This window comes from Thioalkalivibrio sp. ALMg3 (genome assembly GCF_000381225.1).
GTDB lineage: Bacteria > Pseudomonadota > Gammaproteobacteria > Ectothiorhodospirales > Ectothiorhodospiraceae > Thioalkalivibrio > Thioalkalivibrio versutus.
On the sequence record NZ_KB906229.1, the window covers coordinates 58,830 to 79,904 of the forward strand.

The following is a 21,075-nucleotide window of genomic DNA, read 5'->3' on the forward strand; positions in this document are numbered from 1 at the left end:
AGCCGGCGCACGAGCGATCGCCCCTCAGCCTGCCGCGGCCGCCCGGGCACGACGCTTGGCCCGGCCCTTGAGCTGCAAGCGGCTCAGGACATCACTGGCCAGACGCGAAAGGTCCGTGACCGCCAGATACGAGTACACCAGGGCGCGGTTACGCCAGGACGGGCGCAACAGGTACACGTCGGCGCAATAGCGGGAGTCCTTCCCGAACAGGGACTTGTGCGCGCCTTCCCCCGGGCTGAAGTCGAACAGGGCAAAGCGCTCCTCGTGGAACAGCGCCTCCAGCACCAGCCACTGCAGGACCGTGCCGGGGGACAGGTCGGCATGCTCCTGCAAGTAGCCGAGGAATGCGTAACGCAGAATCCCGTCGTCGATCGGACAGTACAGATAGGCAATGGGCTGCCCCTGCAGAAACAGCAGGTACCCGCGCACCCGCCCCTCGCGAGCACGTTCCACCAGTTGCTCGACGAACGCCTTGCCCCCGGGAAGACCGGCATCCAGCAAGCGCTCCTGATAGGTCCGGGCGGACACCTCGCGGGCGAGTTGATGAAACTCCTGGATCCCCTCCGGCGTGTCGTATTGGCGCCAGTCGACCGCGCCGCCGGAGGCCTCCGCCAGCTTGCGCACCTTGCGGCGCATGCTCGCTCTCGTCTTCGCGGTGAACCGTCCCTGATAGGCGTCCCACCCGGTGGTCAAATCGATGAAATGGCGCTGGTATTGGCGTGGCACGAAGCGCAATCGCCCCCGAAACCGCGAGACGCGGGGCAGGGGCGCCTCCACCGGCATGGAGCGGATCAGGCAGTCCTCGTCCGGTGCGGCCGTCAGGATCTCTTCGGCATGCTCGCCACGAATCCGGGTAAACGGAAGCTGCAGCACCTGCATCGTGCGCACCGGCTCCGCCAGGGTGCGATACCCGAAGCGGAAAGGCAGATACACCGTCTGGCGCGCCAGCGGCAGGGCCGGGCTTTCCGGGGGCGCGGCAATAGCGCCGTTCACACCAGGATCTCCACGGGTTCCGGATGGCTGAGGAAGCGCGTGGGGCTCGCGGTGTAGCCGTAGGCGCCCGACTGGAACACCACGATCAGATCGCCCACGTCGGCGCGCGCCAGTTCCATCTGCTGGGCCAGCACGTCCAGCGGCGTGCACAAAGGGCCCACCACGTTCACGACCTCGCGCTCGGTACCGCGCACGCGATTGCCCACCACCACCGGATAGTTCTTGCGGATCACCTGGCCAAAGTTGCCGGAAGCGGCCAGGTGGTGATGCAAGCCGCCATTGGTGACCAGGAACACCTGACCGCGCGACTCCTTGCGATCCAGAACCTCGGCCACGTAAATGCCCGCTTCGCCCACCAGGTAACGCCCCAGTTCGAGAATGATCTCTGCATCCGGGAGCGCATCCCGCACCGCAGGCAGACGGCCTTCCAGGTGCTCCGCGACCGGCCCGAGATCCAGCGGTTGATCGCCCGGGAAATAGGGGATACCGAAGCCGCCGCCGATGTTCAGCATCTCGACCGGCCCCGGGGCGGACTCGGCCAGACGCAGGGCAAGCTCGAACGTCTGCCCCTGCGCCTCGACCAAGGTCTCTGGTCGCAGGTTCTGCGAGCCGGAGAAGATATGGAAACCGCGAAAATGCAGCCCGAGTTCGCCAATGCGGGCCAGCAGGTCGGGGACCCGTTCGGCATCGATCCCGAAGGCCTTGGGGCCGCCACTCATGCGCATGCCGGAGCTCTTCAGCTCGAAATCGGGATTCACCCGGACCGCGACACGGGGCTGATAGCCGGTGCGCGCGGCAATCGCGCCGACCCGCTCGAGTTCGGTGGGAGATTCCAGGTTGATGGTGATCCCGGCCGCGACAGCGGCCTCCAGCTCCGGCACCGACTTGCCCGGTCCGGCGAAGCTGATGTCATCCGGGCCGGTGCCGGTATCGAGCGCCACCTGCATCTCGCGCTGCGAGGCCACGTCGAGCCCGTCCACCTGCCCGGCCATGTGCTGCACGACCGCCGGCATCGGATTGGCCTTGATCGCGTAATGCAGCGAGAGGCCCTCCGGCAGGCTGCGGCGCAGCTGCGCGACCCGGCGGGTCATTGCGTCCCGGTCATAGGCATAAAAGGGGGTCTGTCCGATACGCGCGGCCAGATCCACGAGCGACTGCCCTCCAAGCTGGAGGCAGTCGTCCACCACGCTGAACTGGTCCATCGGACTGTGGTCGGGGCGGGTATCGTTCACGCCGGCACCCCTTCCCGGAACAGGTCGCCAAACTCGCTGGCAAGCGCCTTGCGGTCGATCTTTCCGTTGGCGTTGCGCGGCAGTGGCTCGGTGCACAAACCGACATGCGCCGGCAGCATGAAGCCCGGCAAATGGGGGCGTAGCGCGTCGATCAGGTCATCCGCCCGCAGCCCCGGGGCCTGCGGCAGGGCCACCAGCACGATCGCTTGCCCCAGGCCCGGGTGTTCCACCCCCAGCGCGGCGGCCTCCGCCACCAGCCCTGTGGCATAGACCGCTTCTTCCACCTCGTTGGGGCTCACGCGGTACCCGGAAGTCTTGATCATCTCGTCACGGCGGCCAACGAAATAGAGGAACCCATCCGCATCCATGCGTACCGTATCGCCGGACCACACCGCCATCTCGGTCAGGGGCACACCGGACGGTTGGCCCGGCGCGGGGCGGAAACGTTCCGCCGTGCGTTCCGGATCATTCCAGTACCCCATGGCGACCAGCGCACCACGGTGAACCAGCTCGCCCGGCTCACCGGGGGCGCAGGGGCTGCCGTCCTCGCGGACCACCTGGATCTCCGCATTGGGGATCGCCCGGCCCATGGAGCCGGGGCGCTTGTCCAGCTCGGCCGGCGGGAGATAGGTGGAACGAAATGCCTCGGTCAATCCGTACATCAGGTAGCAATCGGTGCGAGGAAGTTGTTCACGCAGGGCCGCGAGTGTCTCCTTCGGCATCGCACCGCCGGAGTTGGTGATATAGCGCAGGGAGGCGCGTGCCGCTTCCGGCCATTCCAGGCGGGCGAGCTGGATCCACAGAGGCGGGACGGCCGCAAGGCCGGTGATGCCGTCGCGCTCCACGGCCCGGATCACGTCGCGCGGCAGCAGGTAATTCAGCAACACGGCCTCGGCCCCGATCCGGAAGGCGGTGGTCAGCTGACTCAGGCCATAGTCAAAACTGAAGGGGAGCACCGCTAGGATGCGATCCTCCGGCCGGTTGTCCAGGTAGGTCGACACGCTCTGCGCGCCCGCGACCATATTGCGGTGAGAGAGCACGACCCCCTTGGGGCGTCCAGTACTCCCGGAGGTGTAGAGGATCGCGGCCATGTCGGTATCGATCACCCGGTGCCCGCTCAAACCATCTCGATCCGGCTCGGCATCCCAGGCGTCCACTCGCACATGCCCGCCCCCGGCATCGCCCGAGTCCTGACCCGAGTCCTGGCTCGGCTCCTGCCCCACCACTAGCACCGTGTGCAGGTCGGGGCACCCGGCGAGTGCCGCACGCAGTGCCGCCAGGCGGTCCGCGGAGGTCACCAGGATGCGTACGTTGCAATCGCGCAGGATGTGCGCCACCTGTTCCGCCTTGAGTAGCGGGTTGACCGGAACGAAGACACCGCCGGCGCGAGCCGCACCGAACAGGGCGTGAACCGTCTCCGGCCGCTTGTCGAGGTAGACCGCCACCCGTTCCTGACGCTCCAGGCCGCACCCCATAAGGCGCGCCGCCGAGCGCTCGATACTGGCCGCCAGCTTCGCGTAGTCCTCGACGGCATCCCGATGGCGCAGGGCCGGCACGGCCGCCGAGCGCTCGGCTTGCATCAATACGGAATCGTGCAGGAGAAAGGACATTCGGCGCCAAGGGGTCTCGGAGGCTGACGGATCGATCATACCCCACGCACTTTGCACCGCTGGCCGCGACCCGGCCGCAGCGTTAGTAGTCCGTTCGTCGGCCCGGCCTTAAATGCCTCTCGCCGCGTGTAACATCCGAAAAGACGCGCCATGAGCCATCCCTTTTCCGTCCGTCCCGGCCACAGCGGCGCGAGGTTCGAACTGCATGCGTGATTACCTGCTCGCCCTGATCGTCGTCGTGCTCGTGCCCCTGATCGTGCGCTACGCGTGGATCGGAATCCTGGCCTGGTTCTGGGTCGGGCTCTTTGCGCCCCAGTGGCACACCTGGACCTTCATGCGCGGGGCGCCCCTGGCGACCTACTTCGGCGGGGCGACCCTGATCGCACTGTTCCTGGCAAAGGACCGCAAACCGTTTCCGTTCACGCGCGAGACGGTGATGCTGTTCGCGCTGGCGGCGTATTTCGCGATGACCAGCCACTTCGCGGTGAATTCCAGTGGCGCATGGGACTTCTGGATCCACTTCATGAAGATCCTGCTGATCACCTTCATCACCCCCCTGCTGATCTACGGCGAGCGCCGCATTGTCTGGCTGCTGCTGGTGATCACCGCCTCGCTCGCCTTCTACGGATTCAAGGGCGGCATCTTCGCCATCCAGACGGGCGGGGCTCACATGGTCCTTGGGCCCGTTGGCTCCTACCTTTCCGGCAATACCTACATCGGCCTGGCCATGCTCATGGTGCTGCCACTCATCCTGGCAAGCGCGCGCATGTTCCATCACCAGTGGGTCGACCTCGGATTCGACCTGCTCCGTCGATTCTCGCGCCCCATCAGCTGGTTCCTCTATGGCGTCTTCTGGCTCACCGCCATCGCGATCCTCGCCACTCACTCGCGCGGGGCTTTTGTCGGCCTGCTCGCGATCGTGCCCCTGCTCTTCTGGCACATGCAGAGGAAATGGCTAATGGTCGGCGTCGGCTTTTTCCTGATAGCGGTGGTCGGTGTCACTGCACCGGAGCCACTGGTCGAGCGCTGGCAGACGATCGAGACCTACGAGGAAGACACCTCCGCCATGCAACGCATCCAGTCCTGGGGCATAGCCTGGAACATGGCGCTGGAACGACCGCTCACTGGCATGGGCTTCCGCAACGCCGCGCTGGGCTACGACTGGTGGATTGGGTATGCCAATTTCGAGGGCGGCTGGCGCCACGTGCTATCCCCGCACAGCGTTTATTTCGGCATCCTGGGGCAACACGGGTTCGGCGGCCTGGCCGTATTCCTGCTGCTGATCGCCTTTACCTTTCACACACTCAACCGAGTCCGGCGCACGGCGCGCCAACGGACCGGAGAGATTTGGCTGTCGGAGTACGCCTGGGCCCTGCAGATTGGGCTCGTGGGCTATCTGATATCCGGCATCTTCCTGGATGTCGCCTACTTCAACCTGCTGTATGCCTTTATCGCCCTGACCGTCATCATGCGCAGGGAACTGGAACAGGCCCCACAAGCGGCCACGGCCCCGGCATCCGATCCGCCCACAGAGCCAGGCCTCGCCCCCGGCCCCGATCCCGACCCCGAACCAGTCCGCGCAGACAAGGACACGGTGATGTCCGGCACCCTGATGGGGCCGTCATCGTCCAGGGGCTGACTCGATTGCGGATGCAGACCTGATGGGGGCCATACCGATCATCCCTCCCTCCAACCCGGTAGTACCCGGGTTGGACCTTTGTCTCGACACGCTCGCCGCTGCATTACGCACACACATCCGGCCCGGCTGTGGCTTGCACGATCCAGTCGATGAAGCCCCTACACCCGCAGATCACTACGGCCAAACCGGTGCCGCTCTCGCGCTTGCAATCCTGGATGGGCCCGACTCGCAGACATGGCGGCGCCCCCTGGAGGCATGGGAGACCCTGCCCGCGCAACAGACCGGGCACGCCCCGTTCAACCGCTTCCTGCTGAACCTGCTCGCGGAGCACCTCGAGCGATCCGGGGCACGGGCAAGCGAAGTGGCGCACAGCCGGACATTGGCTCAAGGCTGCAAGTTGGCGCGCCGCTACCCATCCAACAATTGGACCTTGCTGGCCCGGCTGTGCGAACTGCAGGAGGCCAACGGCAAGGCCGAACCCCGGGCGCATGCGCGCCTGCGCGGACTCCTTGACCGCTGGACAACCCCTTCAGGCGCCTTCGTTGATTACCCGGCCCGCCCCGGCACACCGGCACGCGGGGCCACACCCGCGGCCTATCATCACAAAGCGTTATTCGTGGCGGTCATGGCCGCGGAGCTTGGCGAACCGGAAGCATGGCGGCTCACCATCGAGCGCCTGCTGCGATGGAGCCTCTACGTGTGGGACGGCCACGGCCACGCTGGCGGCCTCGGCCGGAGCAGCCATGCGCTCTTTGGCGATGCCTGTCTGGTAGCGAGCCTGCTACTGCTCGGGGCCGCAACTGACGCACACCAGGACACCGCATCCGGACGGATATTGAGCGGCCTTCTTGGGCGCTGGTCCGACCAGATTCGACCCGATGGCTTCCTGGCACTGAACCCCGCCGATACCGCCATTTCGGGCACAGGCTGGGACCCCTACATGCATCTGTCGGTCTACAACGCCTGGGCCGCGGCCATAGTCGCATGGGCGCGCTGTCGCACGAACCGCCCTGATCGCAAGCATGCCGTCCACCTCGATGCGCTCGAGGCCGCACAGCCAGCCCACATGGGGACCGAGCTTCTCCGGGCCGGGACACCGTCTGCCACCCTTGCCCTGGTCGCTACGCACGGGCAGCCTCCACAAGCCTTCAGCCGCGACACCGTGGAGCTGCGCTATGCCGGTGGCGTGCCATTGCACGTGACCTGGCAAGGGAACGTGCTGTGTCCTGCGCCTGCCCGAATACCCGTAAAAGCCCTGCTGGACGCTCCCGCCCTGGCGGGCTGGACGCCCGTGTTCCTGATCGACGACCGCCTGTTCGGACTCACCGACTTCGAACAGTGCGAAAGCGAAGCTTCGGAAGAACGCTTGCGAGTAACGCTCTCGGGACACCCGCGCCCTTTGCTTCGCCTTGCCGACACAAGCCTCCCGGCCCGAACCCTGGCAGCAGTCGACTGGCGGTTGCTGGATGGCGCGCTAGGCCGGCGCGCCGCCCTGCGGAGAGCGCCATACCGGGACGTCGTCGGCACTGTCACCCTGATCATTTCCCTGAAGAAGCCTTGCATCGTGCAACGGCTGAACCTCGAATACGGCGGTCGACAGGGTCTCACCCTCCTGAACCCAGGCGGACACGCTGTCACCGACACGCAACGGGTGAATCGCGGGTTCAGACAAGCCGTGAACGGAGCCCAGCGCGATTGCTCATCCGGCGACTGGCACGAGACGCCCTTGCCCTCCGCCATTGCTAGTGGCATGGGGTTTTGCCAGAGCCCCGAAAGCATCCTGAAAGGCACTTACATGTCCGAACTGACACTCGAATGGCCCAGTCGGCACCGGGACGCGCCATGCTAGCCGCGCAACATCGCTTACGCCGTTGGCCGTCCACCCTTTTGTCCAAGGCGTCCGAGGGCCAGGCGCAGAATGTTCGGCAAGAACAGGCCAGCCCCCAGCGGATCTCGACGCAGCGTCGCCCTCACCAAAGACCAGTCCAGGGGTTTACGGTGCCTCAGCTGGTGCAAGACGGCCGCGACGAAAGAACGCCGCGAGTCCGCCAGCTGTCCCCGCACAAATGCCCGCTGCTTCTCATCCAGCCGAATCTCTTCAAGAACCATGCGCGCGAGCGCGATGTAGTTGGATGTCAGGCGAACATAGCCTTCCGTCTTCCAGCCCGACTTGTCGAAGATATTCACGCCCTCGCCTTCGTCGGCATAAATACGGGGCGAAAATGCTACGCGTCGCAACGATTGCCCCAGTTGCAGCTTGAAGAACCGATCCTCGCCCTGCATCAGACCCTCTGGAAACCGGTTCCTGGAAAATCGATCCAGCCGATATGCCATGGCATTCGCACTAATGATGCTGCTCCGACGTACCAGGAGATCGAAAAAGTCACCAGCAAACTCGTAAAGTCCGTGCTCCGGATCGATCAGTGGATGGTCCTCCGGGTGAATATTGTCTTCCGGGGAATCCGCCCACTGGAACCGCGTCCTCGAAATGCCTGTTCGTTGCGTATCGCCAATGAACAGGTCGAAGCCCCGGCCGAGCGCGCGAACCGCATCTCCCAGAAACGGCCCAATCCACTGGTCATCCGAATCGAGAAATGCCACGAACGGTATGTCGCGAGGCACATGATCCAGACCGGTGTTTCTTGCCGCACCAGGCCCACCATTTTCCTTGCGGACGATCACGATCTCTCCATCATCCAGGAGGTCCCCGATCTCTTCGTCAGCCGGCAAGGGCGAACCATCGTCAACCACAATCACGCATATCGAAAGTCCAGCGCGCCAATCGAGCACCGATTGGACACAACGGCGCAAAAGACCGCGCTCTCGCTGAAAATACGGGATGACCACGGCGATCTTCAAAGGACCCTCGGACAAGGCGACTCCTCCATCATGGGGATCAAGCGGCTAGCACGTGGCGCTCACCGCCATTTCATACAAACCCAACATCCGGGTAGCATTCCACCCGATTGTGCTGGAGCCAGAGATGTATCTCTACAGCTATCGTAAACACCCCAACTTTGGGGACGCCCTTAACGACTACCTCTGGCCACGTTTCATCAATACGCCACTGGAGACTGAGCCAGGATCCGACGAGGTATTTGTCGGCATTGGCACCTTGCTCAACGAACGCCTGCCCACCTCGGGCACTCTCCACATCTTCGGCAGCGGCCTCGGTTATGGAACGGTCCCTGCAGAAGCCATCGCGCGCTGGACGGTCCACTTCGTACGGGGCCCCTTGACCGCCGCCTCCCTCAACCTGGACCCGAAACTCGCCATCTCTGATCCCGGCATCCTCCTCCACCGCACCGAAGACCTCAACCGAAAAAAGGATATCGACTGCGCCTTTATGCCACATCACGCCCTTTTCTCCGAACGAATGCGCCAGCTTTGCGAGCAGGCCGGCGTTCATTTCATTCATCCGGAAGCCCCTTGCGACAGCGTAATCGATCAGATCGGCCGGTCCCGCAAGGTCATCTGCTCCGCCATGCACGGCGCGATCACCGCCGAAGCACTCCGTGTTCCCTGGCTACCCGTAATTACGAACCGACAAATGTTACTGAGCAAGTGGCATGACTGGTCAGCAAGCATTGAGACTGAACTCCAATTCCACAAGCTTCCGACAATATGGTCGCACGCCCACCGGTCACCCCATGGCATTGTGCTTGCCCGGATTAAGGCTTATACCTTCGCCAGAAAGCTCCGCAAGCTCTCGCAGAAAGGCCCTTTCCGACTAGGTGGAGAACGAATCCTTCAGGATCGTATTGCACAGATAGAGAGCAAGATCGACGCATTCAACTCCAGACCACACGCCAAGACAGGTAGCCAACAAAACGGTACAGCTACATGACCATCTACGTCGACCAAACGGAAACACGAGAAGAAGGTGACTGGACCATCTTCGAAGCCCCGGTTCACCACCCACAAATGCCCACTTCCCTATACTTCCGTACGTTTAGCCGTTACGCAAAATTGATCTCCGCTAAATCGGACCCGGCCGCACTGGCCCTCGTTATCCCCGCCATGGCTTTAGGAGAAGACATACAGTTCTCCACGACCATTTCCGAGAGGCTCCTCCGAAACCTAAACGGGCCAATTCAGACGATCCTCCTCGCCATCGCGCCCCATCTCCAACCCATAGCGGTGAAAGCAGACGCGGTACGACGCAGCTCTCACCCCGGAGAGGCCCTGGTTGCTACAGGCTTTTCTTCCGGGGTCGACTCTTTCTGCACGCTAACTCAATACCATCCTGATCATGCGCCCGAAGGGTTTTCCCTCTCTTTTCTGACCTACAACAACGTCGGGTCGCAAAGACGATCGAATCTAACGGACTTTATCAAGCGATACGAGACCCTTAAACGCAAAGCCTCCGAAGAGGGATTAGAACTGGTGCCGGTTGATTCCAACATGGACGCCTTCTTTAGAAAGGCGTCCGAAGACATTGACTTCATGCAGACCCACTCCGTCCGAAACGGCGCTGCGGCGCTTCTCTTTCAGGATAAAACCCAACGATTTTTGTATTCCTCGGCCTACCCGTATGGGTCTACGTTTGTTGGGAGGACACGCTCGATCGGGCACGCGGACCCGGTCTTGCTACCTCTGCTGGGAACGGAATCCATCGAAGTGATTCCGGTAGGTGGCGAGTTGACCCGGGTTGAGAAGACAGTGGCCCTGGCTGAGAACCGAACCGCTCAAAGGGGACTGGACGTATGCGTAACCAATGAGCGAGGGGAAAACTGCTCGCGCTGCGAGAAATGCCTGAGGACACTCCTTTGCCTAGAAATCACCGGGAATCTGGAAAGGTTCGCTGATGCATTCGACCTCCGCATCTACCAAGAGAACAGGATTCGATACATGTCCGAAACACTTCGAGGTCGACGGACATACGATAAGGAGCTACAAGAGGCGATGGAGACGTACCAGTTTCGCCCCCCCTATAAGGCACGGATCATAGCCGGGTCCAGGATTCCAGAAATGCGATACAAAATCCGCCAACTACGGCGCGCCGTTCGCAAAGCAATGGGGGCACCCCGTGGGAATCGGATGTAGGCAAGGCCCATACAATGGCGCATCGCACGAAGGGGAAAGCCCAGCGAGGCCACCGGCTGCCTGTCTCAACGCCGGAGTTCGGAGGATCTGGAACACCTGGACCGCTCAACAAAGCAGGCGGGGCGCTGCGTCGCTATCGCCTGCCTACGCGGGCCTTTGCAGCCCGCCAAGCGGAGTTTCGAACCCTGATAGTCCAATCTTGAAAGCGGCCCGAGCCGGAGGAAAACCGCCGGGTGATATCGCTGCCCCCCTGCCAGGCTTCAAACCGGGGCCCAACCTCGCGCTCGATCAATTCGATCCACCGTTTGACGGTACTCGTTCGGGACCCGGTGCGCGAGACCGACCCAGCCGCAGTGCGGACAATATTGGATCCCCATTCCGGCTGTTTCTGCAGGCGACCTAAGTATCGCATTAGGTCCTGCTCATTAGCGCACCGCAAGAAGTCCCGTCGGTCTGTTCCCACTTGAGTATAGGCCGAGTCACAACCACCAAGAAAAACGGCGCCGGCTAACCACGCATTAAACATCTTCGTTGGCGGTTTCTCGTCGTGTTTCTTGCAGGAAAAATCACGCACACCCACGGCCACATCGATATCGTGATAGTCAGTCCACTCGGGGGCCGCCTTCAAACGGAATTCCATTCCGTACAGCGCACAAATACGCTCCCACCACTCTCGGTCGCGACAAAGGTTACGTTCAAGCCCGAAGAAACCAACGGTGCGAAAGTCGGTTCTGGAAGCATCGCGCCTGACCAGGCCTGGCTGGGGCCAGTGGGGGACCCAGAATGCACGACGGGATGTTTGCCGCTGATTCTGGACAATCGAAAGGTTCGCCCATCGAGGGCGCAGTTGATCGGCATCAAGGCTGACCTTGAAAATCTCGGGGCTCACAGGGCGCCGCCGGATATCCGCCGCGAGGCCGAAGTTGATCGCACCAGGGTGAAAGTCCTCGCCCGTGCTGACGTCCAGCCCAGAATTGCGGAGTTCTAACGCCGTCTGACCAATCCAGGCCCAGCTGCTGGTGTGGAAAAGACCGGGACAGTCATCAAGGGGCACACCGGCGAACGAATCGATGAACTCGCGAACGGCTGCAGGAGCCAGGAAATGCAGGGGGTAACGATGACCAGTTGCGGCGGGCATGGGTTCAGTCACTGCTGCCCGAGGGACCAAGAAAGTGCGAAAGCCCGAGCTGCGCGCAGACTTCCCGCAAATCGTAGTTGGAAGGGAGGTCCTTGCTCAGGTCGCGTCGAGCATCCGTCGGCGAAGTTTTCCGATAATGCGGGTTCCCGATTCGGGTGCAATGCCCTTCATGCAAGGGCCCGGGGTTGATCGCAACGACATCGCCGCCCGCCTGTTCGTCCCACATAAGGATGCCCACGCCATGGTCCTTCATGTATTTTTTGCGACTGGTCGCTTGCGGACCCGTTGGTGCGTTGGGGTGGGCCATTGGATGCCGCCACCACCCACAGCCCGCGTTGAACTGATCCAGACTGGCTTGCCTGGTTGTACAACCGATTAGCTCCCAGTAACGACCGTAGTGGCCTCTGAGTCTGCGCAGCCATCCAAGCCTCATGTCTACCGCTGCTGTCTGGCCGTCCCGGAGGGCCTTGAAGCGATCGGACAGACGACGAAACAGAGGCTCGCGGACCAACAGATCGGAGTGCCAGAAAGCGAGACGAGGGGCAAAGAGCCAGGCGAACTCGATTGGGAACATCATCGACATGGCGGGCAGATCGAGGCCCTCGTTGAAATCGACCAACCGGGCACCCTCGATTAGTGGTGGCGGCCCGATCCGGGGGTCGAATCCGACAATCGGAGTCCAGCCCGCAGATGCCACCATCCTCTGCTGGACCAAACACCAGTCACTCTGGACATTCCAGCAGAGCCAGGGGAGATCAATTCCGGTCAGGGCATCCGCCCATTTTCCGGAGGCGAGAGCCTGTGCCTGCTCCGCCTGCTCGCCAGAGATCCAATGCCAGCTCCCCTTCCCAACATAAAAGGGACGGAGCGCTTCTTCCTCTGCCTCTTTGGCATCCTCGACTGCTGCTCTAGACAATGGCTGGCTCCCCCTGATAGGTCAGGTGGCCGGCATAGAGAGTAATCCACCAAAGGTATCTAGGTTGCCTAGCGCAAACGCTTTCCCGAATGCGGGATAACGACAAGCCATCCAGGGAAGAGGTGAAAGCTTCTGAACGCAGGTTGAGCATCATTCGAAGCCCCGGGGAGACGCTAACCAAATCGGATGTTTGCGCAAGATGCCATTTGACCTGGCCCTCGGAACGGCGCACCACCATGGTTACCTCTGGAGGTGCGAGGGTGTGGCGATCAAAACGAGCATCCCGTTCACCATCTAGACCAAGGGCCTTAGGCCGATGGTCTAGATGGTGCGGAGTTTGCAGACCCCAGTCAGTGCGAAAGCGCACATAACCTACACTCGGTTGGTTTATGCCTCCGGCGCAAAACACCCAGCGGTTTCTACCCCGGTCAATCGAATCGAGCGGTGTTCGATCTGGACCTCGCAGTAATGCAGCCCTCAGGGAGGCGCTGGTTCACGCTTCCGCACTCGAGTTCGCGCTCCGCCGAAGCGTTAGTAGAAGGAGATTGAGGCCATTACGGCCTGTTTTAATCCCTGTTTTCGCCATTTTCGGCTGTTACCGGGGATTCAATGCGGCCCAAAAGGGAAACGCCGCCTGGCACCAGATCGGCGGGTAGCCATGCCAGGCAGGAAGGAAGGAAGGAAGGAAGGATTCTCAGTCGGTGTTTCCCCAGATGCCGCTCTACAAGCCTCAGGGAACCATCAGGCCAACCCCGATGCCAGTTTCTGGAATTCCTTGCTTTGCGAATTCAGACAGTCCCATGCGCCTTCGGCCGAGACCGCCCCCTTGTCCAACAGGTAAATCGTGTCGCAATTACGCACCGTGGTCAGGCGATGGGCGACCAAGAGGATGGTCTTGTTGCCGGAGAGGTTCTGAATCGCATCCATCACGGCGCGCTCGGTGGCGTTATCCAGGGCGCTCGTCGCTTCGTCGAAGAAAAGCACATCGGGATCACGGTACAGGGCCCTGGCAATGCCGATCCTTTGACGTTGCCCGCCGGAGAGTCGTGTACCGCGTTCGCCGATGACGGTGGCGTACCCGTGAGGCAATTCCTGGGTTACAAAATCGTGCAGGTTGGCGAGGCGAGCCGCTTTCTCGACCGCCGCCTGGTCGATCTGTTCTTCGGGAACACCCAGGGCGATATTCGCGGCCACACTCTGGTCGGCGAGAAAGATGTGTTGCGGGACGTAGCCCAGGGCTGCCTGCCAGCGACGGATATTGGCTCGTGTCAGGGGTTCGCCATCGATCAGGATAGTGCCCTGCTCGGGTTCCAACAGGCCCAGCAACACATCGACCAGGGTGCTCTTTCCGGCACCGGACGAGCCCACGAATCCGACCGTGGTTCTGGCGCGAATCTCCAGAGAGATGTCTTTCAGAGCAGGGTGCTCGTGTTCGGGATACCGATAGGTGAGACCTTGCACCTTGATGGACCGAGTCGGAGCCAGCGGAGCGAGTCGATCATTGCGCGAAATGGGAGGCGTACTGTCAGAGAACTGGCCAAGGTCCCGAAGAACACTGTCGACCGCGGCCGCATTGAAACGCAGCGAGGCGACCTGCTGGAAGATCTTCTGAAACGCCGGGATCAACTGGCGTCCGGCCAGCGCGTACAGGCCGATCAGGGGCAAGGCCTGAGCCAGCCCACCGTCCCCCGCCATCAGATAGAGCACCAGGACGAGAACCCCGCCGAATGCAATCGCCTCGATCGCGTATTGCGGGAGGCTCTGCAGCAGGACCGCATTCGCCTGGTGACTCGCAAACCGCTTGGATGGCTTCCGGTACCGCTCCAGGTAATCACGCTCCCGCCCCAAAAGACGGATCTCCTTGGCACCGGCAAAGGCCTCGGCCGCGGCCGTGAAACGCTCGCGATTGGCCTCCACGCGGTCCAGACCGATGCGGTTCAGCCACGTCCGCGACGCCACATAAATGACCGCATAGATGCCACCGAGGCCAGCCGCAGCGATCAAGGCCAGCCAGGGCTGCACCACAACCAGAAGTGCGATGATGAAGGCCGCGAGTAACAGCTGGCTCGCGAGCTTCAGCGCGGGCATCAGCGCGCCATTGATCGCCTGGGTGGTTTCCTGCAGTACCGTTTTCGCCAGATCACCGGAGTTTCGATTAAGGAAGAAGGTGAACGGACGGCTGAGGTAGTCCCCCATCAGGCGCCGGGAGAGCTCGTACTGCTGCATGTGGGTGAACCGCGTGATGGCCCACTGGTTGAATGCCTGGAGCGCGGTACCGGTCATGAACAGAACAAAGGCCGCAAGACCCAGGAAGTACAGGAAGCGGCTGGTCGATTCGAAGCCAAGCCATTCGTAGGCAAAGCGCAGCATCTCGTTGTCGTGGACCATGCCCGGATCGGAGAGTACCGCCAGAAACGGCATGACCGAGGCGATGCCGGCGGTCTGCATGAACGCCGTGGCAATCATCAGGATCAGCAGCAAGACGACCTTGCCGCGATCGCGGGGGTCGAGCAGGGCATTCAGCTTGTGCAGAGTTTGCAGCATGGTTTCGCCGAACCGGGATCCTTCGCACGAGGGGCCTTATCGCGGCCCCGTAGACAACCGCCATCAGGCGGCCGTTAGCCAGGCCTGGCGGCCGGCTTCTCGTCTGGATTGTACGAGATGGGGCGTTCGCGGATGCTGCGCTGAAGGCACCGTGGACGTGCCTGGGTACGACTGGCCAGATGGGCCGCCAGTCCGGGCCGACCCCAAAACCCCCGAGAGCCGCAGCAGTAAAGGGTTCCCGAGGAGAGCGAGGACTGCATCCATGCCAAACGCCAGGATAACGAAGGGTTTACTGACCGGCTTCCTGCGCTCCGCCGAACGCTTCCCGGAACGCCCCGCCCTGGATGTCGAGGGTCGCGTCCTGAGCTACGAGGAGCTGTTCGCGGCCGGCGCGGACATTGCGCACACGCTACAGCAGAGCCCGCCCGGGCCCGGGCGGGTCGGTGTACTGGCCCAGCGCTCGCTCGCGATGTACCGCGGGATTCTGGGCACCCTGATGGCCGGCCAAGCTCTGGTTCCGCTGAACCCGGGGTTTCCCACGGAACGTACGGTGGCCATGGCCGAACAGGCCGATCTGTCAGCGTTACTGGTGGATACCCAGGGTCTTGAGCGGCTCGATGAACTCCTGCAGGCATTCTCCCGGCCGCTCCTGATCCTGCTACCCGATACGCAGCGACTGGAGGACCTGCAAACGCGCTGGCCCCGACACGACTTCCGGGTGGCCGGCGATTCCCATCGGCCCGCGGATTGGGCGCCAGCGACCGTATCCCCGGATGCTCTGGCCTGCCTGTTCTTCACCTCCGGCAGCACGGGCAAGCCCAAGGGTGTGGGGGTGCTCCAGCGCAACGCAGCCCGTTTTGTGGAGATGTCGCAGGAGCGCTACCGCGAGTTCGGCATTAGCGAGACGGACCGCTTTTCGCAGTTCTACGACATCACCTTCGATTCCTCGATGTTCGACCTGTACGTGTCGTGGGCCTTTGGCGCCTGCCTGTGTTGCCCCTCCGCCAAGGAGTGGTTCAACCCCAACCGCTACATCGCGGACAAGGCCCTCACGGTAATCGACATCACCCCCTCGGCCGGGCACGGGATGAATCGCCGCAACGGCTGGGCGCCCGGACGGTTCCCGGATCTGCGCCTGTGCCGCTTTGGCGGGGAGGCCCTGTCAGCGGAGCTGGCCGAGGCGATGGCGGCCGCCGCCCCCAATGCCATTGTCGACAATGCCTACGGGCCCACCGAATGCACGGTGGATGCCTGCTACTACCGCTGGGACGGGGAGCGCTCGCCGGCGGAATGCGAGCACGGCATGGTCCCGATCGGCTATCCGGGCAACCAGGTCGGGCTGCGCGTGGCGGACGAGGCCCTGCGGGAGGTGCCGGTCGGGGCCGAGGGCGAACTGCTGATCAGCGGCCCACAGGTGACGCCCGGCTACTGGAAGGACCCCGAACGCACGGCGCAGGCCTTTGTGCACCTGGACGATGGGCGCGTGCACTACCGCACGGGGGACCTGGTGCGCCGGCCGGCCGCGGGCGAACCGCTCATCTTTCTCGGGCGCCTGGATCACCAGATCAAGATTGGCGGGGTGCGGATCGAGCTCGGCGAGGTGGAGGCCGCACTGCGCGAGGCCGCCGGCACGGACCAGGCAGTGGCCGTTGGATGGCCACGAACGGAAAGCGGCGCCTCGGGGATCGTGGCCTTCGTGGTCGCGGAAGATATGGACGAATCGGCCATCCGCGACCGACTCCGCCAGCGACTGCCCACGGTGATGGTGCCCCGGGCCATCCACTCGCTGGACAACCTGCCGCTCAACGCCAATGGCAAGGCCGACCGAAAGGCACTGATCTCGACCCTGGAAGAGACGGCGACCCCGTAACCACGAGGCTGCGCCGAGCCTCTGGCCAACGTCTGTTTCCAGGCTACGCCGGCGCGACCACTCCAGGCACAGCCAGGTACGTATGCCGGAGATGCAATACCTCGAACCCCTTGCGGAGGTGGTTTTGATAGGACGGGTCAGGCCTGTCCGGTGTCCCCACGGCGGTATCCGTGATCACCGACGTACACCCATGCAGCGACGCGTCCCTGAGGCAAGCGGAGATGAGCGCCCCATGCAGGCCACGTCCACGGTAGTCCGGGCGGGTTGCTTCCCACCCGGCCCAGGCCACCCCGTCCCCGAGATACAACAGGCCGGTTGCCACCACCGTTCCATCGTCGAGCGCCAGCCACTGACGCCATTTGGGTGATCGCGGCAATTCCGCCAGAAGGGCCTTTGCCTCCTGCGGCACGGAGAACGCATCGACCGCCAGCGCGGCGCCGGCATCTTCGTCTTCTGGCCGCCAGGGGCGGATCTCGAGATCGCTCTTCCCCTCGGGGACGTCGCTGCTGGCCCGCATCAGGACCGCAGATGCCGCACCCCGGCGAATCCTGCGATCGCGTAGCCATTGGAGAACAGACTCCGGGCGGGCATGAGGGCTGAGCTCGATTGCCCAGGGAAGGTCATGCTCGGCGTACAGGGCCGCTAGTTCATCAATATGGGCCTCGGTTGCCGGGCCTGAAACGCCCAGTCCCAGCACCCGGTTAAAGACCAGCATCTTCTTCAGGCCCGGGGCGATCAGGGCAACATGCGTCCCGCTGCGGACCGCTCGAAAGCCCGGGATGCCCGCGCTTTCGGCCAGCTGCATCATGCTCTCGTAGGCCTCGGCCTCGACCCGCTCGGCCTGGGCGGAAGATGGATCTTCAGTCATGGAACCTCCTTCTGTCTCCGGCTTGGGTCTTGCCGAGGGCCCCCAATCAGCCCGGACGATGCCGGGCCCGGCCCAATGCCTCACCGCGCCTTGCGTCTCCCTGCCACACTCTTCCCGGCACTCAGGACCAGGTAGGCCCAGGTGGACACGGACCAGGGGTCCCGAAGCGTCGACTGCAGGAACGATCGTGCCGCCAGCCTCGGATCCCCCTCCCAGTAATGGTGATAGCCGAAACTGAAGCAGGTCTCGGCAAGGCGCCTGCGAATCGCGCCGCGTGACGTCTGCTCTCCACCCGGGCCAACCCGACCCCAGCGGCCGAGCGCCTTGCGGACGACCTCGAATTCGTAATTCGTGTCGGGGTACTTGGTGATGCAGCCCTCGCCATGAAGCCGGTAGAGAGCCGTCACGAGGTTCAGTTGGTGGATCTCGGTCAAGCGCGACGCCCGCAACCAGTAATCGTAGTCCTGCCCCCTTTTGAGATCAGGGTCGAACTGTCCGACACGTTCCACCAGGTCGCGTCGCATCATCACCGTGATGGTGTGAGGCAGCGAGCCGAAGAGCAGACGGTTGTAAAGCCACCCGGACCCACGGTCCACGAGCGGTTTGCCGTCAGGGTTCATCGGGTACGCACCCTTGGCCGCATCGGGTTTCAGGAACGTGCCGGACGGATCGGGCTTCCATGTGGCCCAGGCGGTAAAGGTCATCCCGATCCCGGGATGCTGGTCCATGTAGTCCACCTGAGCCGCGACCTTTCCCGGCAACCAGACATCGTCGGAATCGATAAAGGCGACGTAGTCACCGCCCGCCCTCGCGACGCCGGCATTGCGGGCCACGGCCGCCCCCTGGTTCTGCTGGGTCAGCAGTGTCAGGCGGTCACCATATCCGCGCAGGATGTCGAGCGTCCCGTCGGTCGAGCCGTCGTCTACCACGATCAGCTCGATGCTCGGGTAGTCCTGATCCAGAACACTGTCGACGGACTCGGCAATATATGCGGCCGTGTTGTAGGCCGGCATGATCACCGACACCAGGGGCTTGCGATCACGACCCTCCGGCGCGGCCGGGGCCCTGCTGCTCGTCCGGGCTTGCTCCACGGACGACATCACTCCCGCCCTCGTTCCGGCAATGTCTGTAGCCAGTCATGCGTCCACAGCGCCACCTGGTCGCGCCACACGCGGCGAGAAAAGGTGTGGTTGGCACCGGGCAGTTCGCGCAGGGTCACGCGCGGCTCCTGCAGCAATCCACTCCATTCCGGCGCGTTCGTCGCCACATCGCGAAACTCGGCCGCGGTCAGGTCATCGCCGCTCAGGATCACCAGGACGGGTCCCTGGAAGCGCCGCCAGCCCTCGGCCATCCGGTCCGGCAGGGGGCCTTTGTCGATGCGATCCGGGCTTGTGTTGTCGGGCTCGCCGGAAGCCCCACCGGAACCGGAACCAACCGCAGTGCCGACCATGCGCCCCAGGGAGCGCAGGGACACCCAGGGGTTAAAACGCCCCTTGAGGGCCCCGGACCAGAAATCGCGCGAGAACAGGCGCTGGAGGTAGTAGGTCTTCAGGTAGGCCCGAGCCAGCCCTTCCTCGGTGCGGGCCCAGGGGTTGACCAGCACCAGGCCAGTCACACGGGGGTCGCGCCAGGCATAGAACAACGCCGCAGAGGCCGCGCCACACAGGCCCCACAGGGTCACCTCGTGCATCCCCGGCACCTCGCCTGCAAAGGTATCGACGGCCGCATGCAGGTCGTCGTGCACGTCGTGGAACGTTCGCTGGGCACCGGAAGAATCGCCCATGCCGCGGAAATCGAAGCGGAAAACGGGTATCCCCTGCGCCGCGAGGTGTCGGGCCAGGAGCAGGAACTGGCGGTGGCTGCCTACCCGGTACTGCGGCCCACCCACGGCGATCAGCACGCCACGCCGGGCGCCCTCCGCGCCGGGATGCAGGATCCCCAGGAGTTCGTCCTCCCCCACATGGAAGACGACGGCGCGCTCGCTCATGGGAGAGCCTCCAGGCGTTGCATGGTCGCCTCCAGCAATTGCGGCACCTCGACGATGTCCTGGGTGGACCAGAAGGCATCGCCAGCAACGACCGTCGCGGTGACCGCGGCGCCCTCCTCTCGCCAGCGCTCGATCAGACGTTCGCTCGCCGGCGGCAGCGGTGCGGTGTCCTGCGCGGCCACCTCGAACCATTCGATCGCCTCCGCGTGCGGCCGCTGCAGACGGGCCGCCGCCAGGCGCGCGGCCAGCCCGGGCGCCAGGGTATACCCGGCGACTTCCAGCGGCTCTCCCGCATCCAGCTGTGCCCGCAGCTGGGCGGTACCTTCCTTCTGCCCACCCATCAGCCCGGCGGCCATGCGCAGGCGTAGGAACTGGGTCAGGTGCTGTTCGCCATTCGGGACCGGGGCCCAGAAGATCGCGGCCGTCGCCGGTTGCGCACGTGTAGCCAGGAAGTCACCCGCGAGCAGGCAACCCGCCCGCACTCCCCAGACCATGAACGGCGCCGGGCAACGCGTCTCGAGGTGTTCGCTGCAGCGTGCGAGGTCGTCCAGCCAGAGATCCCAGTCCGCGTCGCCAAAGTCACCGCCGCTGTCGCCGCACCCGTAGAGGTCCGGGATCAACACGGCGTAGCCCGCCTGCGCCAGGCGGCGCGCTTGCAGATTCACCATACGGCGAGCCTTGTTGAGCTCCTCGGCCAGGGGCGGGACAAACAGCACAGCACCCCGGATGGAGGGACCATCCGGCAGATGGAGCACATGGAATACCGGCCCGGCCTTGCCCTCCAGGAACCCGGCTTCCATGCCGCGCGCCTAGCTGTCGAGCTTGGAGTCGATGAAATCGACCAGAGTGCCGAGCGTCTCGAAGGTCTCGGCGCTGACATCGTCATCATCGATCACGATGTCGAAATGGCTCTCGATCGAGGTGATCAGCGAAACGACCGCCATCGAGTCCAGCTCCGGTACGCCACCCAACAGCGTGGTCTTGCGATCGAAGTGCTGCGCTCTCCCGTTCAGACTCAGGGCACTGTCCAGCAGGTTCTTGGTGTGATCGAGGGTCGACATATGACGGGTTCCTGAAGGTCGGGTATCCCTGCCCGGCCGGGATGCGGGATTGTCCGGCAGGTTACCGCATCTGCACGGGCTGTCCAGATCGGCGCCGGCAGACGGCGCCCCCTGCGTGATCGGCTCGTTAAGCCCCTGGGCCTCGGACCACCGCGCGCACCCGGACCCGCA

At 63.6% G+C, this 21,075-nt stretch carries 17 protein-coding genes; 5 read left to right on the forward strand and 12 right to left on the reverse strand.

What is annotated here, in order from left to right; genetic code table 11:
* Positions 1–24: 24 nt before the first annotated feature.
* The 3 genes from F622_RS0110805 to F622_RS0110815 are packed head-to-tail and all read right to left on the reverse strand — an operon-like array spanning position 25 to position 3,835.
* Positions 25–993, reverse strand: coding sequence for a GNAT family N-acetyltransferase (locus tag F622_RS0110805; RefSeq protein ID WP_019571938.1), 969 nt, complete (start codon positions 991–993; stop codon positions 25–27).
* Complete coding sequence (locus F622_RS0110810; protein WP_019571939.1) at positions 990–2,225, reverse strand: pyridoxal-dependent decarboxylase, exosortase A system-associated; 1,236 nt, start codon at positions 2,223–2,225, stop codon at positions 990–992. Before F622_RS0110810 ends, F622_RS0110805 begins: the two co-directional genes overlap by 4 nt.
* Positions 2,222–3,835, reverse strand: coding sequence for an acyl-CoA ligase (AMP-forming), exosortase A system-associated (locus F622_RS0110815; RefSeq protein WP_019571940.1), 1,614 nt, complete (start codon positions 3,833–3,835; stop codon positions 2,222–2,224). The genes F622_RS0110810 and F622_RS0110815 overlap by 4 nt, the downstream gene beginning before the upstream one ends.
* 205 nt (positions 3,836–4,040) lie before the next feature.
* Between F622_RS0110815 and F622_RS0110820 the strand changes: the two genes are divergently transcribed.
* Both F622_RS0110820 and F622_RS0110825 read left to right on the forward strand, forming a co-directional pair.
* Complete coding sequence (locus F622_RS0110820) at positions 4,041–5,474, forward strand: putative O-glycosylation ligase, exosortase A system-associated (protein ID WP_019571941.1); 1,434 nt, start codon at positions 4,041–4,043, stop codon at positions 5,472–5,474.
* 22 nt (positions 5,475–5,496) lie between these two features.
* The gene (locus F622_RS0110825) at positions 5,497–7,323 is read left to right on the forward strand and encodes a hypothetical protein (protein WP_019571942.1); all 1,827 of its coding nucleotides are present in this window, start codon (positions 5,497–5,499) and stop codon (positions 7,321–7,323) included.
* Between the two features lie 14 nt (positions 7,324–7,337).
* On the opposite strand, the gene F622_RS0110830 is transcribed toward F622_RS0110825, so the two are convergent.
* Positions 7,338–8,348 carry a glycosyltransferase family 2 protein gene (locus F622_RS0110830; RefSeq protein ID WP_019571943.1) on the reverse strand — a complete coding sequence of 337 codons (1,011 nt, stop codon included), beginning with the start codon at positions 8,346–8,348 and terminating at the stop codon, positions 7,338–7,340.
* 109 nt (positions 8,349–8,457) lie between these two features.
* Between F622_RS0110830 and F622_RS13480 the strand changes: the two genes are divergently transcribed.
* On the forward strand, positions 8,458–9,321 hold the full coding sequence (locus F622_RS13480) for a polysaccharide pyruvyl transferase family protein (RefSeq protein WP_019571944.1): 864 nt from the start codon (positions 8,458–8,460) through the stop codon (positions 9,319–9,321).
* Positions 9,318–10,520: a hypothetical protein gene (locus tag F622_RS0110840; protein WP_019571945.1), complete on the forward strand. Its 1,203-nt coding sequence runs from the start codon at positions 9,318–9,320 to the stop codon at positions 10,518–10,520. The genes F622_RS13480 and F622_RS0110840 overlap by 4 nt, the downstream gene beginning before the upstream one ends.
* Positions 10,521–10,653: 133 nt before the next feature.
* Here the strand turns inward: F622_RS0110840 and F622_RS14220 are convergent, their stop codons facing one another.
* The 3 genes from F622_RS14220 to F622_RS0110855 all read right to left on the reverse strand — a co-directional run bounded on the left by F622_RS14220 (position 10,654) and on the right by F622_RS0110855 (position 15,118).
* The gene (locus F622_RS14220) at positions 10,654–11,658 is read right to left on the reverse strand and encodes a hypothetical protein (RefSeq protein WP_231365753.1); all 1,005 of its coding nucleotides are present in this window, start codon (positions 11,656–11,658) and stop codon (positions 10,654–10,656) included.
* A 4-nt stretch (positions 11,659–11,662) separates the two neighbouring features.
* The gene (locus F622_RS0110850) at positions 11,663–12,574 is read right to left on the reverse strand and encodes a hypothetical protein (protein ID WP_019571947.1); all 912 of its coding nucleotides are present in this window, start codon (positions 12,572–12,574) and stop codon (positions 11,663–11,665) included.
* 741 nt (positions 12,575–13,315) lie between these two features.
* Positions 13,316–15,118 carry an ABC transporter ATP-binding protein gene (locus F622_RS0110855; protein ID WP_018650651.1) on the reverse strand — a complete coding sequence of 601 codons (1,803 nt, stop codon included), beginning with the start codon at positions 15,116–15,118 and terminating at the stop codon, positions 13,316–13,318.
* A gap of 262 nt (positions 15,119–15,380) precedes the next feature.
* Here F622_RS0110855 and F622_RS0110860 point away from each other — a divergent pair, with 262 nt between their 5' ends.
* Positions 15,381–16,988 carry an amino acid adenylation domain-containing protein gene (locus F622_RS0110860; RefSeq protein ID WP_019571948.1) on the forward strand — a complete coding sequence of 536 codons (1,608 nt, stop codon included), beginning with the start codon at positions 15,381–15,383 and terminating at the stop codon, positions 16,986–16,988.
* 43 nt (positions 16,989–17,031) lie between these two features.
* On the opposite strand, the gene F622_RS0110865 is transcribed toward F622_RS0110860, so the two are convergent.
* From F622_RS0110865 to F622_RS0110885, 5 genes are all read right to left on the reverse strand, one after another.
* Complete coding sequence (locus F622_RS0110865; protein ID WP_019571949.1) at positions 17,032–17,856, reverse strand: GNAT family N-acetyltransferase; 825 nt, start codon at positions 17,854–17,856, stop codon at positions 17,032–17,034.
* Between the two features lie 80 nt (positions 17,857–17,936).
* Complete coding sequence (locus tag F622_RS0110870) at positions 17,937–18,956, reverse strand: glycosyltransferase (RefSeq protein WP_019571950.1); 1,020 nt, start codon at positions 18,954–18,956, stop codon at positions 17,937–17,939.
* The gene (locus F622_RS0110875) at positions 18,956–19,843 is read right to left on the reverse strand and encodes a hydrolase 1, exosortase A system-associated (RefSeq protein ID WP_019571951.1); all 888 of its coding nucleotides are present in this window, start codon (positions 19,841–19,843) and stop codon (positions 18,956–18,958) included. Before F622_RS0110875 ends, F622_RS0110870 begins: the two co-directional genes overlap by 1 nt.
* Positions 19,840–20,643: a hydrolase 2, exosortase A system-associated gene (locus tag F622_RS0110880; RefSeq protein WP_019571952.1), complete on the reverse strand. Its 804-nt coding sequence runs from the start codon at positions 20,641–20,643 to the stop codon at positions 19,840–19,842. The genes F622_RS0110875 and F622_RS0110880 overlap by 4 nt, the downstream gene beginning before the upstream one ends.
* 9 nt (positions 20,644–20,652) lie before the next feature.
* Positions 20,653–20,904 carry a phosphopantetheine-binding protein gene (locus F622_RS0110885; protein WP_018169304.1) on the reverse strand — a complete coding sequence of 84 codons (252 nt, stop codon included), beginning with the start codon at positions 20,902–20,904 and terminating at the stop codon, positions 20,653–20,655.
* Positions 20,905–21,075 lie beyond the last annotated feature (171 nt).

Bases quoted from the DNA above. Each gene is read 5' to 3' on its own strand.
- F622_RS0110815 (WP_019571940.1), bottom strand. From the start codon at position 3,835: ATGTCCTTTCTCCTGCACGATTCCGTATTGATGCAAGCCGAGCGCTCG.
- F622_RS0110820 (WP_019571941.1), top strand. From the start codon at position 4,041: ATGCGTGATTACCTGCTCGCCCTGATCGTCGTCGTGCTCGTGCCCCTG.
- F622_RS0110825 (WP_019571942.1), top strand. From the start codon at position 5,497: ATGGGGGCCATACCGATCATCCCTCCCTCCAACCCGGTAGTACCCGGG.
- F622_RS13480 (WP_019571944.1), top strand. From the start codon at position 8,458: ATGTATCTCTACAGCTATCGTAAACACCCCAACTTTGGGGACGCCCTT.
- F622_RS0110840 (WP_019571945.1), top strand. From the start codon at position 9,318: ATGACCATCTACGTCGACCAAACGGAAACACGAGAAGAAGGTGACTGG.
- F622_RS14220 (WP_231365753.1), bottom strand. From the start codon at position 11,658: ATGCCCGCCGCAACTGGTCATCGTTACCCCCTGCATTTCCTGGCTCCT.
- F622_RS0110855 (WP_018650651.1), bottom strand. From the start codon at position 15,118: ATGCTGCAAACTCTGCACAAGCTGAATGCCCTGCTCGACCCCCGCGAT.
- F622_RS0110860 (WP_019571948.1), top strand. From the start codon at position 15,381: ATGCCAAACGCCAGGATAACGAAGGGTTTACTGACCGGCTTCCTGCGC.
- F622_RS0110865 (WP_019571949.1), bottom strand. From the start codon at position 17,856: ATGACTGAAGATCCATCTTCCGCCCAGGCCGAGCGGGTCGAGGCCGAG.
- F622_RS0110870 (WP_019571950.1), bottom strand. From the start codon at position 18,956: ATGTCGTCCGTGGAGCAAGCCCGGACGAGCAGCAGGGCCCCGGCCGCG.
- F622_RS0110875 (WP_019571951.1), bottom strand. From the start codon at position 19,843: ATGAGCGAGCGCGCCGTCGTCTTCCATGTGGGGGAGGACGAACTCCTG.
- F622_RS0110880 (WP_019571952.1), bottom strand. From the start codon at position 20,643: ATGGAAGCCGGGTTCCTGGAGGGCAAGGCCGGGCCGGTATTCCATGTG.
- F622_RS0110885 (WP_018169304.1), bottom strand. From the start codon at position 20,904: ATGTCGACCCTCGATCACACCAAGAACCTGCTGGACAGTGCCCTGAGT.